16 protein-coding genes are annotated in these 16,997 nt (G+C 38.1%); 10 read left to right on the forward strand and 6 right to left on the reverse strand.

The window, feature by feature from the left end; genetic code table 11:
* Window positions 1–145: 145 nt before the first annotated feature.
* Window positions 146–1,276, forward strand: coding sequence for an SEC-C metal-binding domain-containing protein (locus tag GJU40_RS11680; protein WP_154307937.1), 1,131 nt, complete (start codon window positions 146–148; stop codon window positions 1,274–1,276).
* Window positions 1,277–1,570: 294 nt separating this feature from the next.
* On the opposite strand, the gene GJU40_RS11685 is transcribed toward GJU40_RS11680, so the two are convergent.
* A complete protein-coding gene (locus tag GJU40_RS11685; protein WP_154307938.1) occupies window positions 1,571–1,918 on the reverse strand; it encodes a YunG family protein in 348 nt (115 codons plus the stop codon).
* Window positions 1,919–2,483: 565 nt separating this feature from the next.
* On the opposite strand from GJU40_RS11685, the gene GJU40_RS11690 reads away from it, so the two are divergent.
* On the forward strand, window positions 2,484–3,023 hold the full coding sequence (locus GJU40_RS11690) for a sigma-70 family RNA polymerase sigma factor (RefSeq protein WP_343031536.1): 540 nt from the start codon (window positions 2,484–2,486) through the stop codon (window positions 3,021–3,023).
* Window positions 3,016–4,425 carry a DUF4179 domain-containing protein gene (locus GJU40_RS11695; protein WP_170289390.1) on the forward strand — a complete coding sequence of 470 codons (1,410 nt, stop codon included), beginning with the start codon at window positions 3,016–3,018 and terminating at the stop codon, window positions 4,423–4,425. The genes GJU40_RS11690 and GJU40_RS11695 overlap by 8 nt, the downstream gene beginning before the upstream one ends.
* 259 nt (window positions 4,426–4,684) lie before the next feature.
* Here GJU40_RS11695 and GJU40_RS11700 read toward each other — a convergent pair whose 3' ends face one another.
* Window positions 4,685–5,386 carry a YetF domain-containing protein gene (locus GJU40_RS11700; protein ID WP_170289391.1) on the reverse strand — a complete coding sequence of 234 codons (702 nt, stop codon included), beginning with the start codon at window positions 5,384–5,386 and terminating at the stop codon, window positions 4,685–4,687.
* Window positions 5,387–5,461: 75 nt separating this feature from the next.
* Here GJU40_RS11700 and GJU40_RS11705 point away from each other — a divergent pair, with 75 nt between their 5' ends.
* A complete protein-coding gene (locus GJU40_RS11705; protein ID WP_154307941.1) occupies window positions 5,462–5,824 on the forward strand; it encodes a DUF4363 family protein in 363 nt (120 codons plus the stop codon).
* A 204-nt stretch (window positions 5,825–6,028) separates the two neighbouring features.
* On the opposite strand, the gene GJU40_RS11710 is transcribed toward GJU40_RS11705, so the two are convergent.
* The 4 genes from GJU40_RS11710 to GJU40_RS11725 all read right to left on the reverse strand — a co-directional run bounded on the left by GJU40_RS11710 (window position 6,029) and on the right by GJU40_RS11725 (window position 9,843).
* On the reverse strand, window positions 6,029–7,141 hold the full coding sequence (locus GJU40_RS11710; protein WP_154307942.1) for an NADH:flavin oxidoreductase: 1,113 nt from the start codon (window positions 7,139–7,141) through the stop codon (window positions 6,029–6,031).
* Window positions 7,142–7,244: 103 nt separating this feature from the next.
* On the reverse strand, window positions 7,245–7,577 hold the full coding sequence (locus GJU40_RS11715; RefSeq protein ID WP_154307943.1) for an ArsR/SmtB family transcription factor: 333 nt from the start codon (window positions 7,575–7,577) through the stop codon (window positions 7,245–7,247).
* Window positions 7,578–7,798: 221 nt separating this feature from the next.
* Complete coding sequence (locus tag GJU40_RS11720; protein WP_154307944.1) at window positions 7,799–8,776, reverse strand: ATP-binding protein; 978 nt, start codon at window positions 8,774–8,776, stop codon at window positions 7,799–7,801.
* 2 nt (window positions 8,777–8,778) lie between these two features.
* Window positions 8,779–9,843 carry an RNA ligase gene (locus tag GJU40_RS11725; protein ID WP_154307945.1) on the reverse strand — a complete coding sequence of 355 codons (1,065 nt, stop codon included), beginning with the start codon at window positions 9,841–9,843 and terminating at the stop codon, window positions 8,779–8,781.
* Window positions 9,844–10,266: 423 nt separating this feature from the next.
* Here GJU40_RS11725 and nikA point away from each other — a divergent pair, with 423 nt between their 5' ends.
* The 6 genes from nikA to GJU40_RS11755 all read left to right on the forward strand — a co-directional run bounded on the left by nikA (window position 10,267) and on the right by GJU40_RS11755 (window position 16,908).
* Window positions 10,267–11,892, forward strand: a complete 1,626-nt coding sequence (gene nikA / locus GJU40_RS11730; RefSeq protein WP_154307946.1) for a nickel ABC transporter substrate-binding protein — start codon at window positions 10,267–10,269, stop codon at window positions 11,890–11,892.
* Window positions 11,893–11,911: 19 nt separating this feature from the next.
* The gene (gene nikB / locus GJU40_RS11735; protein ID WP_154307947.1) at window positions 11,912–12,856 is read left to right on the forward strand and encodes a nickel ABC transporter permease subunit NikB; all 945 of its coding nucleotides are present in this window, start codon (window positions 11,912–11,914) and stop codon (window positions 12,854–12,856) included.
* Window positions 12,853–13,683, forward strand: a complete 831-nt coding sequence (gene nikC, locus GJU40_RS11740) for a nickel ABC transporter permease subunit NikC (protein ID WP_154307948.1) — start codon at window positions 12,853–12,855, stop codon at window positions 13,681–13,683. The genes nikB and nikC overlap by 4 nt, the downstream gene beginning before the upstream one ends.
* Before the next feature lie 20 nt (window positions 13,684–13,703).
* On the forward strand, window positions 13,704–14,534 hold the full coding sequence (locus tag GJU40_RS11745) for an ABC transporter ATP-binding protein (protein WP_154307949.1): 831 nt from the start codon (window positions 13,704–13,706) through the stop codon (window positions 14,532–14,534).
* A 32-nt stretch (window positions 14,535–14,566) separates the two neighbouring features.
* Window positions 14,567–15,397 carry a nickel import ATP-binding protein NikE gene (gene nikE, locus GJU40_RS11750; RefSeq protein ID WP_154307950.1) on the forward strand — a complete coding sequence of 277 codons (831 nt, stop codon included), beginning with the start codon at window positions 14,567–14,569 and terminating at the stop codon, window positions 15,395–15,397.
* Window positions 15,398–15,546: 149 nt separating this feature from the next.
* A complete protein-coding gene (locus tag GJU40_RS11755) occupies window positions 15,547–16,908 on the forward strand; it encodes an MATE family efflux transporter (RefSeq protein ID WP_154307951.1) in 1,362 nt (453 codons plus the stop codon).
* Window positions 16,909–16,997: the final 89 nt, after the last annotated feature.

Consider the following 16,997-nt stretch of genomic DNA (forward strand, 5'->3'; position numbering starts at 1 on the left):
TTTAATATCTCCGAGAGCAGTAAACCCCGTTTCAATCAAAAGCATGAGCGTGTTACAATGAAAAATAATAGAGACGAACCGTACGTCAGTATGGAGTTGCCATGCCTATATCAGAGGTGGGACTCTATATGAAAGGAGTGTAAAAATGACTATAAATAGTAATGATAGAGATAAAGCCAAAGGGATAGCTTCATTAAAAGAAGGGTTATCTCGATTAAGAATGGCTGATCTCCATGATATCCGGAAAAGGCTGCAAATTAAAAATGTTAGTTCCTTAAAGAAGGCGGAGTTAATTCAACATTTGTGTGAGAACTTCCCTTCGCATGTAAAGTTTGCTGTCAGCCAATTTGATGAACGTCGCTTATTTTTATTGAAAAATCTACTGGCTAATGAAGGAGTCATCAGCGCAAAGAATATAGAGATAGAAGAGATGGAGTATTTTCCTAAAACAGGTTTTATATATACCGGTTCTTACCAAGGTAAACCCATCGTGATGATTCCACAGGAACTATTGCCTTCCTTAGGAGAGGTTATTCAAGATCAGGGTGTACTTGCAGAGGTAAAACGGAATACGGAATGGATCAAAATAACACGGGGGTTGCTCTATTATTACGGAACGGTGCCGCATGAGAAGCTGATAGAACTAGTTGAGAAGTATAGTCCTATTCATCCCGACTTTCAGGCATATCATTCTGTTATATCTGAGGCGATGGAATACTATCATGAAATGTACGTTGATGAGTACGGCTTTTCCTACTGGGAAGTGATGAATCCTATGAACATTTTAGAGGAGCAGGAATCAAGAGGAGATCTTGACTATTATCCATTCTCGAAGAAACAGCTTCTTGAAGCAGGTAAAACGGATTATGTGGAGCGACCGAAAGGGTCTTCTCAGCTACTATCCCTTTTGACACAGAAATACCGGCTTCCAAAAAAAGAGGCAATAGAGCTTCTTGACACCTGTATTATTCAAACGAAAATGGGGGATATGCCCAGTAGAATTTTTCAATTACTGCAGACACAGCTCATATTCGATAGCTTAGACGATGTCCAGAAATTGACGGATGTGGTTGTTCCTCTCATGAATCATACTAGGGAATGGTATTTAAAGGGATATGCACCAACGGAGCTAAGCAGACGGGACAAGAAGGAGTTAATGCCATTGCCGGATAAAAAAGGAGAGGTCATTAGTCTCCAATCCCGTCAAAAGGTAGGCAGAAACGATCCTTGTCCATGTGGGAGCGGGAAGAAATTTAAAAAATGCTGTGGAAATTGAATGGCACGATTTTCTTTCTATAAGGGTGACTTGCAGAGGGTGCACTCTGGAAAATTGTGGACGGTATAATGTAATTCCGTTTCATTAAACTGCTGCTATCTAGAGAAATAAATAGTTGAAAATAAAGGGCTACTTCCTATATAAGTAGTTCACTTATTGTGGAGAAAACCTAAAATAACAGGCTAAATAACATTTGATTTCACAGGTTAATTCACATAGTAAATAGCACAAAAAAAGCTCAGAGTATTTTGCACTGAGCTTTTTTTGCAGGAACTTATTCCATTATTGCCCCTTTTAGCTAAATAAAGCAGTTGATACTTTTTGTTTTAAGTAGTAATACTGTTCGGCATTAGTATCGGCAAATGCTTCTTCTCTATTTGAAAGCAAATCGTTATATGTGATGTTCTCTAAAAATTGAGAATCTGTAAAATCGTATCGTTTCTTATTAATGAAGTTATAAAAATGCCACCCATCAGGCAGTTTAGTTTTCCTTATTTCCCCGCCCAAAATATCATTTACTACTAGTGCTGTTACACCACATTGTCCTTTCGCAGGGTTGTCCTTACTCCACTTGGAACTTGACTCTAAAGACCAGGAATCTAATAAAACCTTCATTATTTCTTCTACTTTTATCGTTTTCATCTCTATATTAAACCTCTTTTCTCCATTACCACAAACCAAAGTTATGAAGCTAATCTGCCTTTAAGCGGAACAAGAGTTATTTGCTTATATATATTTTAACATAAATTTCCTATTCCCTTTGGTTGTTTTTTTACACTTCAAATGACAGCCTAATTCACAATAAAAATTACACAAAGACAATAACTATTGTCATCCTGTTAATTGGTATGTTATTTAACTTGTTAATTTAGCGATGAAAAAAGTCATAACTCTTACATATCAACAAAAAATCGAGTATAAAATCTTTGCGATTTTATACTCGATTTCAAATGTTATTTCTACTGTTTCTCCACGTTATCTGAACTACTTACTTTCTATAGTGGTCCTTTTTCTTTTTTGCTTTAAGAATTTCAGTATTAGTAATTTGTTTCTCATATAGCTAATTGCTTTGGTTATAAGATTACATGTTAAAAGCAACTATTTTTTTGATTCATGGATTTATTTACATGTTATGCTTTTCCTAAAAATAATTTTTGAAACTTTTCTAGATAAAAGATACCACTAATTAGTAAAGGGGGTTAAAAAGATGGAAATGGAAAGCCACCGGCTAGTGAAAAAAGCAATCAAAGGCAATAGAAATGCCTTTGAGAAGTTAGTTCAACAGCACTATGAAAAAATATACCGGACTGCCTATCTTTATGTACATAATGAAGAAGATGCGTTGGATGTTGTCCAGGAGGCAACCTATCAGGCCTTTACATCTATTCATTCGTTAAAAAACCCGGAGTATTTTTCGACCTGGTTAACCAGGATTGTTATTCGGTGTTCAGGCCGTGTTCTAAAGAGGAAGAAGAATGTTGTTCCGCTGAGTGATGAAATATTGTCGAATCTGCCGGACCAAGCAAATGTAAACATTGAAGAATCCTTACAACTGCTGGATGCAATTAAGCAGCTCAAAGAGAATTATTGTACAGCCATTATTCTTTTTTACTATCACGATTACTCGATTAAAACAATTAGCAGTATCATGGAGATTCCCGAAAGTACGGTAAAAACTTATTTAAGCAGAGGGAAAGCAGAATTAAAAAAGTCCTATAACAATGAGGAGGACAAGTGCCATGGATAAAAAAGAACTTAAAGGTTCAATAGAACAAATACCTGTTCCGAAAGATAAAGTGTTTAGTGCGATTTCCAGAGGGATAAACAAAGGAGCTAATAGGAGAAAAGTAGTAAGGAAGAAGGTTTTTGCTGGCGTGGCGACTGCAGCAGCACTTCTTGGGCTTACGATAGCTTCAGGTTTTATCAGCCCAACGATGAACAAAGTATTGGCAAATGCCCCTTTCATCGGTTCCCTCTTCCAAGAGTTTGATGATTCAATCGGTGCAGACTTGGCCATTCAGGGAGCGGTCACCGTATTAAATACTTCGCAGACAAATAACGGAGTAACCGTGAAACTGACCAGTTCTTATTTTGACGGCAACATTGTTTCCATTACCGGATTTGTCGATGAGAATGTTGAAAATGGGCATAACGAAAAAGGGGAAGTTAACTTTGATGTAAACTTTCAGGGGAATAAAGGAGACCATGATCCGTGGCTGGGCGGGATGTCAAATGATATTAGAAAGGTGAAAAAGGGATACAACTTTCAGTGGAGAATGAACTACCCATATGAAAACATCCAAGATAACTTTATTCTCCCGCTCACCATTCATTCTATCAACGGCATTAAAGGGGAATGGAACTTTGATGTCCCTATCCAACAGGATAAGAACAATACAAGGGTTATTGAACAGGAGCAAGCTTACCCTGATGAGGGGGTGAAGATTCGGATGAAAAAGATTCTTATTGCAAAAGCGTCATCAACTCTTACTTATGAAACAGTAGAGAAATATAAAGGTGATGATATCTATATTGATAAAGCAGTGGATGATAAAGGAAAGGTGTACCGGTTTGATAATGGAACAGTCCTATCTGAAAATAGACAAGAAGATGGGTTCCACAGCACCATCCGCAGAGGAATGACAATCGTGGAGAATGATATTTCTTCGCTGACATTTTATCCGACTCTATCTTTCGCTGATCCGAAAGTACAACAAAGTTTGGACAAAAAAACCTTTACACTAAATAGCACACGGTTCAATTTAGGCCTGCAGGTAAATAATGTTACTCAACAAGAAGGTAAATTGGTAATAGATTATCAACTTACAGGACTTCCGAAGAATGTGAGTAAAGATCAATTAGAAACGATTAACCATAACTTAGAATACCTTTTCTGGTTGGTTGATAAGGACTATTTAGACAAGATTGACCCTGAAAATCCTTTGCCTCCTAAAAATCACGGTATCTCCTTTAATAAAGTGAAAACGATTGATAAGGCAACAGCACACTTTCAATCTACTTTTGACTTAAATGGAAAAGAAAGGATTGAGAATTTTAAGGTGGAAAATACAATGTTGCTATTTGATTTTTCAAGTCTTATTCCCTCTAAGGATTTGGAGCCCTTTACTGTTGAAATACCTAAGAAATAATAAACAGACTCTTTTACTATAATCTCGCTGCTGAGGGGATTAATAAAACTAAAGGCCTTCCATCACTTTATGAACTGATGGAAGGCCTTTTCTTGCGTATTTGCGTCTCTATAAGGAGGATGTTCATTGTTATATTTATGTCCTTGCTATGTAGGCACATTGCATAAAACGAGAAATGTCCCAAGTGATTCATCAACACTTAGGACGTGAGTTAATTCGTGGTAGCTATACTGTAATTCTCATCAACAAAGAATCTGTTTCAGGAATGAAGTTTCTTTATATTTCCGGTCCAGATGTCAAGGTATAGTGAGCCATCTGGCTGCAGCTGTGCAAGAAGGACTTCTTGTAAATCCGAGGCACCTTCTTTCCTGATTTCTTCAAGGAGCCATTCTTTTGAAAGATTGACTTCCTTTAACGCCCTCTCTAGAAGGTAACCATCAATCACCAGCACACGAGGTTCCTTTTCTGTTTGTCCACTTTGAGTAAGATCCTGAACTGTAACATTTCTAGCGCTTTTCTTTTGGATGACACTTAGATCTCCGTTTGTCTCCAAAATGGCGAGTTCAATATCTTGCAATTTAAAATTTCCATCCTTGCGTAATAAAAGCATTAAATTGTGAGCAGTAAGGTTTTCTTTAATCAATGCATCTTCACGGAATTTGCCATTTTCAATTACAATGGTAGGTCTGCCTTCAAATGTGTTACGAAGTGAAGACCTTTTTCTGCTGAAATAACTCATAAAAGTTGGCAGAACACCCCAAACAGTTAGCGCAATGACGGCGTCCATCGTCCGGATCTCGGGTTCTATTACCATTGTTGCTGTAAAGTTACCAATGGTAATACCGACAATATAATCAAAATAGGTAAGTTGAGCTAACTGTTTCTTTCCCATCAATTTAGTTAAGATGAAAAGAAAGGAAAAACTAATTAAAGCTTTTATGAAAAAGATATAATCAATCAAATCTAACCCTCCAGTAAACATAATATTTCCATAAATGGTTAAAAATATAATGTGTAGTAAAAGGAGGGTTATATTTTGAAAAAGGCAACCTCGAAAATGCCAAAAGTAATATTACTGGTCCTTGTCATCTTTGCATTTAGTTCAATTCATACGTTGGTAAAATATATTGATGATCCGCTAACAAGGGAAGTTGAGGAAGTCAGGGTGGAAATTCAAGCTGAAAATTGGCAGGCAGCAAAAAGAGAAGCAGAAAAATTAAACGCTATATACGAACAGAAGAGATGGATGATGGAGCTTTTTGGACCTTTTGAACATGTAAGTGATGTGAAGAAAGATTTAGTTGTGTTAACCCAAGCCATCCAGTTAGAAGATAAAAACGATGCGCTTCAATCCTTGGCAGGGATCAAAGCAAGGTTACAAGAGTTCGTGGTCATATAGGTTTGAGCGGGAGAAAAACGAAAAGAGCCGCACCCTAAACAGGCGGCGGCTATAAAAGAAAATGACAGGATTGTTGAAGAGTTGTTTGCCAGTTAGCTCTTGTTGTTAATGCTTTAAATGCTAATAAAGAAAATTAGAAATTAGGGCCCGCCCCCCGGAACGGTAACACTTTACCATACCGGGGATCGGGCTCCTTAGATAAGATTAGCTCAGCGTACCGAGCGCTTCACGCGAAAATGCTTGAAGTTCATCATTGCGGCCATCGCGGATTTTGGCTGCCCATGCCGGGTCGTTCAAGAGGGCACGGCCTACCGCAACAAGGTCGAATTCTCCGCGTTCGAGACGTTCAATCAAGCTGTCGATACCAGCAATTTGTCCGCCTTTTCCTGATTCAAACAAGCTTGTAAATTCGGAATCAAGGCCAACCGATCCAACTGTGATGGCTGGTTTGCCAGTTAGCTTGCGTGTCCAGCCTGCTAAGTTAAGATCAGAGCCTTCAAATTCCGGTTCCCAAAAACGACGTGTGGAAGCGTGGAAAATATCGACGCCTGCTTCAGACAATGGTTTAAGGAAACGTTCCAGTTCTTCAGGAGTGTCAGCCAGCTTTGCTGTGTAATCAACAGGCTTCCATTGGGAGAAACGGAAGATAATCGGGAAGTCAGGACCGACTGCAGCTCGCACCGCTTCGATAACCTCTACCGCAAATCGGGTGCGGTCTATCATGTCGCCGCCATACTCATCTGTTCGCTTGTTGGTCACATCCCAGAAAAACTGATCAATGAGATAACCGTGTGCGCCGTGAATCTCCACCGCATCAAAACCGATGCGCTTCGCATCTGCAGCTGCTTGTGCATAACCTTGAACAAGACCGTGGATTTCCTCGGTTGTCAGCGGATTGGATACTGGTTCTCCAGTCAGACTCAAGCCGGATGGGCCGATTGGATCGGCATCTGAATCAGGAAATTTCTTTCTTTCCCGAGCTGTGCCTGTATGCCAGATTTGCGGAGCAATTTTGCCGCCTGCTTGATGTACTTCCCGAACAACGTGTGCCCATCCTTCAAGTGCTTCTTCACCATAGAAATGGGGCACATTATGGTCGGCCGGTGCTGCCGGATGGTTGATAACCGTTCCTTCTGTAATAATAAGGCCGACGCCATTTTCTGCTCTGCGGCGATAATAACCAGCAACATCTGGACCTGGAACGCCATTTGGGGAAAAGCTGCGTGTCATGGGAGCCATGATAATGCGGTTTTCCAGCTTCAGCTTGCCGCCTTCAAAAGCCTCAAATAAAGGTGCTGCTATTTTGGATAAGGTCATCGTACTCTCTCCTCATATTGCTGATTTTTTTAAATCTACAAAAATGAATATACAGATATATAGATTAATATGCAAATGATAAGGCGGTACCCTATTTATTAAGTTAATCCTTTTTTGTCTGCAAGCCAGCTGCGAACTGTTCCAAAAACTCAGCAATCGCTTCTTCATTGCGCCTGTAATATGTCCATTGGCCGAAGCGGCGTGATTCAAGCAAGCCAATCTTCTGCATGGAAGACAGGTAAGAAGAAATAACGGACTGGGCGAGGCCGGATCTCTCTTGAATGCTTCCTACACATACACCGCCCGGAAATTCTTCTTTGATGGCTGCGGGCAGGCTCACGTTCATTTCCCCTGGCTCCTTCAGCCAACAAAGAATATTGAGGCGCGTCTCATTCGACAAAGACTTCAGCACCGCAAGTATCTCATTGTTCTTCATGTATTGACACCCATTTCTACTTTATTTAGCTCAGTATACCACATACGGGTTTTGGGGACAGGCACCTGTTCTTGATTTGCCGGTTGTGTGTGATCAAGAAAAGAAATGACAGGATTGTTGAAGAGTTGATTGCCGGTTAGCTCTTAGATTTACATGGTCATTCAAATAATTTTAATCTATATTACAGCCGGGTACTTTTTTCGCACTTCTTCATCTAAAGATTACTTGGCAGACAAGTCAGCTTCATGAAGAATCATAAGTTTTTCAAAAGCATCTAACCCTATTAACGTTTCAATTTCATTCATTTTCTTTTCCGAAGCTTTCATGGGCATCATGTGCATTTGTACGAGGTTGTTGGTTAACCTTATGAAGTCTGCATGATATCCCAGTCTGGTCAGCCAATATACAGCCATCTGAGAAGAGATATGCTCATGGCCTATATAGTTAGCGTATCTTCCTGTTTCTCCTTTGTAGTTTACGAAAGACTTACAAAAACCTTTGCCTAGATCATGAAATAGTGCAGCCCACAATAATTGCATTTTATCTTGACCGTGGTATTGAGTTAAAATGTATTCCCAAACATAATAAGTGTGTCTGCTTATTGAAAAACTGTGATAAGTAGAATCATGTGGTACATTGATGATTGATGTAAAGTCATCTATTTGATTTTGTAATTGAGTGAAAAGTTCATCATGTTCTCTTACCTCTGTAATCAGCGACTCCAACAATTCTCTTGATTCCATACGGGTATCGGTGTTTTCAACGAATACTACATCATCCCAGCCCTCATTCAACAGAGGTATTTGCATGTTTTTATACATTTTATCAATAACTTCTCTTGAAACCTTTCTGTCTCGTTCATTGTTCCGTTTGAGTACAGTATGATAATGTTCATTAACATAATGAGCAATCTTTTTATCACACTTTATGACATGATTGATAAGATGTTTTCTGCGCTTGCGGTTCGTATTAGTAGCATCATAAATTACGTTAATGCCGTTAGCTAAGTGTTCATTCACTCTTCTGTTTAATTCTTCAAATATAGATTCGTTGCTTGCTTGATTGTTGATATCTCCCAGCATCTCTTCTCTGAGCTTATCAGATGATAGTATAACTGCTTCCTGATTTTTTGCGAGTTTCCTAGCAAACGTTGACTTTCCGCTGCCTGGTAAGCCAATAATCATATTGAAAGTAGACAATGTTAAGCCTCCCCCAAGTAGCTTAAATAATTTTTGTAAATATGTTCCCTTAACATGTTCTCTTGAAGTTTTCCATCCAGAGATTTAAACAGCAAATATTTAAGTTCCTGCGGCACTTCCCTGTTTACATATATGGCAAATGATTTTCTATCAGAAGAGTTATCTTTAGCTAAAGTTAACTGATTTTCTACTTCTTCAGCCAAAACAGCCAATTGATGATCAAGTGTTGATTGAAACAACTCAATCTCTTTTCTGAATTCTTCGGGCATTTTAACGATCAATTCTTCTATTTCACCTTCTGCCCAATATTGAGTTTTAATCTTCTGTGAAAGTCCGTATGCAATTCTATGAATGTCTAAGTAGTTATTTCCCTTTACTTTCAATCTTCTTCCGTTTGACCATCTAAGAACCCATCCCTCACTATTGTGATGAATCGTTTCCTTTAGTTGAAGTGCTTCTTCAACAGTTAACTGAATTTGTTCAGTCACTTTCATACCTAACAAATCTCCAAGCTGCTTTAATTCGTTATAATGGTAATCATGGCCTGTGAATCTGTTTATTGCGCCAATTATAATAAAGTCTGAAACACCCTCATAATCCACTACTACTCTAGTAGAAGGGTCAATAATTTCAACAAGCAACGTTAATTCGCTGGGAATTGTGACAGAAGAATATCTCGAATCCCAAATAGCTTGTGCTGCTTTAGCTTGTTCCGACTCGAATGAACCTCTCGTAGACCAATATAGTTTGTTATCAATTCTGTAGCAAATCCCAAGTGATCCATCATGCTTAATAGTAAATTCCGGAGACTCATGAAAAGGAATGTCATGTTCTAACTCAGGCAATTCACCAAAGTTAAAGAATTTAGGGAATGGCCTTGCTACTATTTCACCTGTTATTTCATTTAGGATTAATCCTCTACAGTTCAGTGTGATATCATTCCATCTTTTTTCATAGGTAGCATTTTCAGTGTAATTGAGGATAATGATATGCGGATGTTCCGGATGACTTCTTTTAGTAATGAATTTATTTTCCACTTCTAACATGTACTGCTCTTTAGTAAACATGGGTATCCCTCCTTAACTCATGCTGCTCATGCACCTATGGCAGTCTGTATTACCAACATGTTTCCTTAAATAATTTTGTTTGCTGCAAATGGCAAAATACGCAAAGTATATAATGTAAGATTCATTTTCTTTGAACCAGGAGCTTTCTTTTTGAAAAAAAAATCCATAGCTGACTTCTACTTGATATTTATGGAATGAATGTTATCATTGACTATTTTTTGTGTCAACGTGATGCAGGGGAAATGGGGTTTGATCGTGCATGTTATCTTAAAAAAGTTTAAGTTTAATAAGTATGGCAAAAGATTTTCAATTATTAAAAACAGTTTATAAATTCACTCTTTACCATTAAGATTTTATTGACAGTTGGCGTGTTGAACATTACTATTGATAATGGTTATCAATTTCAACGGGAGAGGATATTTCATGTATCATTCAATAGTAAAAAAACGATTTATATTCTTGTCTGCAATCATTTTCATTCTATCTTTTACTTTACTTGGGTGCTCAAATGCAAGTGATTCAGTGGAACCCTCAGCTTCAACTAATAGCAAAATGGTTACGTTTGCTTGGCCAAGAGATATAGGTGAAATGAATCCACATGTCTACAATCCATCTCAATTGTTCGCTCAATCTATGATTTATGAAACACTAGTTAGTTATCAAGATGGGGGAGAGGTAAAACCACAATTAGCAGAGTCCTGGAACGTTTCCCCAGATGGAAAAGAATATGTTTTCAATTTACGTCAAGATGTGAAATTTTCTGATGGCTCAAATTTCAATGCTGAGATTGTGAAAAAGAATTTTGATAGTGTTTTAGATCACAGAGAAAGACATAGTTGGTTAAGGTTTATTTCGTTAATTGATCAAACAGAGGTGATCGATGAACATACATTTAAGTTTACATTAACAGAACCATACTACCCGACAATTCAGGAACTGGCTGTTGTTCGTCCGGTGCGTTTTCTTGGAGAAGCGGGCTTTCCGGAAGACGGTGACACTTCAAAAGGGATAGCAAAGTCCGTTGGAACAGGTCCATGGGTATTAGATGAATACAAAGTAGATGATTTTGCTACTTTTAAACATAACGAAAATTACTGGGGAGAATTACCTGATATAGAGAAAATTACGGTTAAAATCATCCCTGATGCGGAAACGCGTGTACTAGCTTTTGAAAAAGGTGAATTAGACCTTATATTTGGTGAAGGTATTATGAATATAGACGCTTTTAATTCATTAACATCTACAGGTTCTTATGATAGTAGTATTTCCGAACCAGTGGCAACTAGAATACTGGTCATGAATACGAATAGGGATACGCTTTCAGATATCCAAGTTCGTCAGGCTTTACATTACGGTTTTAATAAGGAAGCAATTGTGAAGGGCGTAACATCTGATTTGGAAGAGAAAGCTGACTATATCCTATCAAGCAACTTCCCATACACTTCAAATGTTCATGCAGCCACGGTTGATTATGATGTGAATAAAGCTCAGCAATTATTAGATGATGCAGGATGGAAGGTAACAGAAGGAAAAGCTGTTCGTGAAAAAGCCGGGAAACCACTTGAAATTCAATTGATGTATAATTCTGCTGAATCCATTCAAAAAACGATGGCAGAAGCACTGCAATCTGAGTGGGCGCAAATCGGTGTGAAGTTAAATATTGAGGGAGTTGAACTTCCTACTCAGGTTGAAAGATTTAATAAGAATGACTTTGACATGAATTTCTACAGTAACTGGGGTGCTCCGTATGATCCCCATGCTTTTGTAAATGCTGTTGCAACAGAAGGATTTGGTTTTAGGGAAGCTATATCATCTTATCCAAACAAGGATGAATTGTTGAGCCAAATTGCTGCTGTTCAACAAACAACTGACGAAAATGAGCGTCAAGAACTATACACATCCATTTTAGGTTCATTACAAGACCAAGGTGCAATTGTACCAATTTCATATATCAGGCAGATTGCAATCTATCAAAAAGGTGTCTCTAATTTCACATTCCCTGCTAACCGTGATGAGCATCCTTTTAAAGGTCTTCGTATCGAGGAGTAAGCGACAGGAGTTTTTTCAAATGGGTACTTATATTTTGAAACGAATGATAACCATTATTCCTATTTTTTTAATAGCTGCTTTATTAACATTTGGAATGATACGCCTATCACCAGTTGATCCTGCTGAAGCATACTTAGCCGCTGCGAATATCCAGCCGACAGAAGAGTTATTGGCAGAAATAAGGAAAGAATTTGGCTTAGATCAACCCCTTCTTGTGCAGTATGTAAACTCCGTTATTCAGATATCCCAATTAAACTTTGGGGTATCTTATGTAACGAATAAATCGGTATGGGGAGAAATATCTTCACGAATACCTGCAACGATTCAGTTAACAGCAGGGAGCCTCATCATCGCCATTCTGGTAAGTATCCCACTCGGATTTTTAGCAGGCATAAAGAGAAACAGTGGAATTGACCATTTTAGTCGATTCCTCTCTTTTATTGGTGCATCTATTCCATCATTTTGGCTCGGATACTTGTTCATATATTTCTTTTCAGTACAATTAGACCTCTTCCCGGTACAAGGTACGGGAACATGGAAACATTTAATTCTACCCTCTCTCACTTTGGCATTCCCTTTAATAGCACTGTATACTCGTCTGCTGCGGGCAAGCGTGATTGAAAATTTACAAGAACCTTATGTGCTCTTTGCAAGGACGAGAGGGGTCCATGAAAAGGTTATAATGGGCAAACATGTTCTTCGGATTGCTATTTCTCCAATGATCACTGGACTGGGAATGAATTTGGGAAACTTAATGACTGGAGCTGTTATTGTAGAGGCCGTCTTTTCATGGCCAGGGTTTGGACGGTATTTTATTGAGGCTGTTTTTAACCGTGATGTCCCTGTGATTCAAGGATATGTGCTATTGGCAGCTGGTATATTTCTAATAAGTAACTTACTAGTCGACATGATTCAAATGTATATTGATCCCCGCATTTCGAGAAAAGGAAGTCAGTACCAATGATAGCGAAGTTTTGTGATGTTTTTAAAAATCAAATTGTGATTGTCCTTTGTTCTTTCATTATAGTAGTGTTGTTTTTGATCACGATACTTGCCCCGTGGCTTGCACCGAATGATCCTGTTTTGGTGAATGTAGCTCATAAATTACAATCTCCTTCTTTAAATTATCCATTAGGCACGGACCACTTAGGCAGATGTACGTTTTCACGCATCCTATTTGGAGCTCGAATCTCACTTGGGTTTGCTATGATCATTTTTATTTCAGCTCTAAGTATAGGTTTAATCATCGGAATGATTGCTGGGTACAAAGGTGGCTGGATAGATCAATTGTTAATGAGGATCTGTGATGGGTTAATGGCAATTCCAAGTCTTTTATTTGTTCTTGGGTTCGTTGGTATTTGGGGAGCAGGACTTAAACAAGTCGTTTTAGGCTTAATCCTCGTACAATGGGTTTATTACGCGAGGATCATTAGAGGAATGGTGCTGAGCCTGAAAGAACAGAACTACATTACTGCAGCTAAAATCAGTGGTTCTTCTACGTGGACCATTATGAAGAAACATATTTTCCCTAATGTTATACCGCCGATAGCAGTATTGGGAACATTGGAAATGGGTTGGGCTATCATGAATTTATCATCTATGTCCTTTTTAGGTTTAGGTGTGCAGCCTCCTGCACCTGAGTGGGGAGCAATGATTTCTGAAGGGAAGTCCTATATCAGAACTAATCCAACACTAATGATGTACCCGGGAATCATGATTGTGTTAGTCGTTGCTACCTTTAATTTACTAGGCGAATCATTATCTGAGAGATTTGGAGTATCACGTCGATAGTGGAAAAGGACTGGTGAACAATGAAGACAGCTGAAAAAGATATATTAAGCGTAAAAGACTTACATGTACAAGTGAAAACCAGCGAAGGTTTTTTAACACTTGTTCACGATATTACTTTTGGAATAAAAAAAGGAAGAATATTAGGTCTTGTTGGGGAAAGCGGTTGTGGGAAAACCGTTACAAGTATGTCAATCTTGCAGCTTCACAACAAGAAAAATTTAGATGTCAGCGGGAGCATTACACTCCAAGGCAGAGAGTTAAATGGTCTGGAAAACAAAGAAATGCGAAAAATACGAGGAAAAGAAATAGCTTTTATTATGCAAAATCCGATGAATGCTTTTACTCCCGTGTTTACAATCGGGCATCAATTTGTTGAAACAATTAAATCTCATACCTCATTGAACAAAAAGCAGGCAAGAGAACTTGCGATGAATGTGATGGAAAGTGTAAATTTGCAAGATCCTCAAAAGTTGTTTAAAAATTATCCATTTGAATTGAGTGGAGGCATGCTTCAACGAGTCATGATTGCTATGGCCGCATGCTTACAACCTTCTGTTATTATTGCAGATGAACCAACTACAGCATTGGATCTTCATAGCCAGTTACTGGTCCTTCGTCTATTAGACAAGGTTCGCTCCGAGTATGGAACATCTATTTTACTCATTTCACATGATCTCGGAGTCATTTCAGAAATGGCAGATGATGTTATCGTAATGAATCAGGGGAAAATAGTTGAATCAGCAAACGTGTTTGATTTATTTGATCATCCAAGTCATGAATATACGAAGAAGTTATTAAGGAACAGAACTACTTTATATACTGAGAAAAAACCTTATAGCTATTCGTTTTGATTATGTATTAAATATTCCGAGAGGTGAAATCATTGAGCTTATTGCAGGTAAAACAAGTACACCATAGCTTTTATACTAAGAAGCAGCTATTTAAAGCTAATAGTCACTCCAATCATGTTCTTAATGATATTTCCTTTACTATTGAAGAGGGAACATGTTTGGGCTTGATAGGTACAAGCGGAGCCGGAAAAAGCACCTTAGGAAAAGTAATTCTAGGGATACAACGTCCCAAACAAGGTCAAGTTTTGTTTCAAGGATATGACATATATAATGCCGGAAGTAGTGATCAACAAAAAATACGCCGCGATCTGCAAGTTGTTTTCCAGGATTCATATTCATCTGTAAATCCTCGGATGACAGCTGAACGTATTATCAGCGAACCCTTAGAGAACTATGAGAAATTAACGAAAGGGGAACAAAGAAGAAGAGTAATCGGGCTGTTAGAAAAAGTGGGATTAAGTGAGGGGGATTTAGAAAAGTACCCCCATCAATTCAGCGGCGGACAACTCCAAAGGATTAATATTGCCAGAGCTATCGCACTAAAGCCAAAATTAATTGTCCTTGACGAATCAGTTAGTAGTTTAGATATGGTCACACAAAGCATGATTCTGCAATTATTAAGAGAATTAAAGGATGATTTCGGTTTATCTTATCTATTTATTACACATGATATTAAAGCTGCTTTTTCAATATCTGATGTAATTGGTGTGCTGGAACAGGGAGAATTGATAGAGCTCTACGATTCAAAAGATCAATTTTTTTCATCAAAGCACCCTGCAGTTATACGATTAAGAAACTCCGTGCTTGCTGAACACCCAAGGTTTCGATCAATTCCAAGTCGAGTGAAAGGGTATAACACATAACATTATGACTGGATATGGATAACGTAGAATTGAAAAAATGATGTTGTGTCACTGCATATTAAAGTGGGGTGACTCTTTTTGTTATGAACTAAATACAATAGCTTTTAGCACTTTAAAATCTTAATGAAATACATAAAAGGTGAAATGTTATGAAACTGGCAACACAACCTGCAAAAATACAAACCAATGCTGTTATTTCAAATAGAGCGTACTTAGCTCTGGCTGTTCCTCTCATTATATCGGGAATTTCAACACCTATATTAGGAGCTGTTGATACGGCTGTAGTTGGCCGAATGCCTGATGCATCTTTTATAGGTGGAGTTGCCGTTGGTGCTCTCATCTTTAATACGATGTACTGGTTACTGGGCTTTCTACGTGTAAGTACATCGGGATTTACCTCGCAGGCACAAGGATCAAATAACGAAAAAGAAATAACTTTAACTTTTTTGCGGCCTATGGTCATTGCTGTCTTGTTTGGTATCTTTTTTATTCTAATGCAATATCCCATTTTACAGGCTGCTTTATATTTAGTTGGGGCAGGTGAAGCGGTCACTGGTCATGCGGCAACGTACTTTTCCATTCGAATTTGGAGTGCACCATTTTCATTACTTAGCTATGTGATTATTGGCTGGCTTGTAGGACTTGGAAAGGTTGTGTACTCTCTAGCTACACAAATATTTATGAACGTATTAAATATTTTACTGGATTTTATTTTTGTACTAGGTTTTGGATGGGGGGTAGCTGGAGTTGCCAGTGCCACATTAATTGCTGAAATCAGTGCCGTTATTTTTGGGTTATGGATTATTTTTCGAGCTAAACAAATTGATATATCAAAAATAAAAATCAACATGATGTTAGAATCTGCTCCTCTCATGAAAATGTTAAAAGTAAATGGTGATTTGTTTTTACGAACAGTCTGTCTCTTAACAATGACTGGAATCTTTACATCAAAAGGGGCGAGCATGGGGGAGGTAACACTTGCTGCTAATGCTGTATTATTGCAAATTCATTACCTTATGGCCTACTTTTTTGGAGGGTTTGCAAATGCATCTAGTATTTTGATAGGAAGAGCAATTGGCGGCAAAAGTGAGGCTTTGTATAATCGGGCTTATACGCTATCTGCGCAATGGGGAATCTTATCCGCGATTGTACTTTCGGTTTGTATCTATTTATTCGGCGAACATATTGTTTCATTATTTACTACGATATCAACTGTTAAAGAGATGGCCAATTCGCTTTTAATATGGATGATCATTTTTCCTTTAGTAGGATTTTGGTATGCACAATTAGAGGGCATTTTTTCAGGGGCAACAGAGGCGAAGTTTATCCGAAATTCTATTATTCTTGCATTACTTATATTCTTGATAGCTAACTGGTTGTTTTTCCCGATTCATCACAACGATGGTTTATGGCTTGCGTTTAGTTTATTTATGTTATCACGCTCTTTATTTTTATGGATGTATGTACCAAAGCTAAGAAGGAAAATAGCGGTGTTTGAAAAGACGGGCTGACATGAGTTAGTGAAAAAATGATTGATCTAGCAAAGGAACTTTTGGATTCTGCTGTTAAGTTGGATTATTTTCATAAACAATTACCTTGA

Origin of the sequence: Metabacillus lacus, assembly GCF_009674805.1 — a bacterium.
Taxonomy (GTDB): Bacteria; Bacillota; Bacilli; order Bacillales; family Bacillaceae; genus Metabacillus_C; species Metabacillus_C lacus.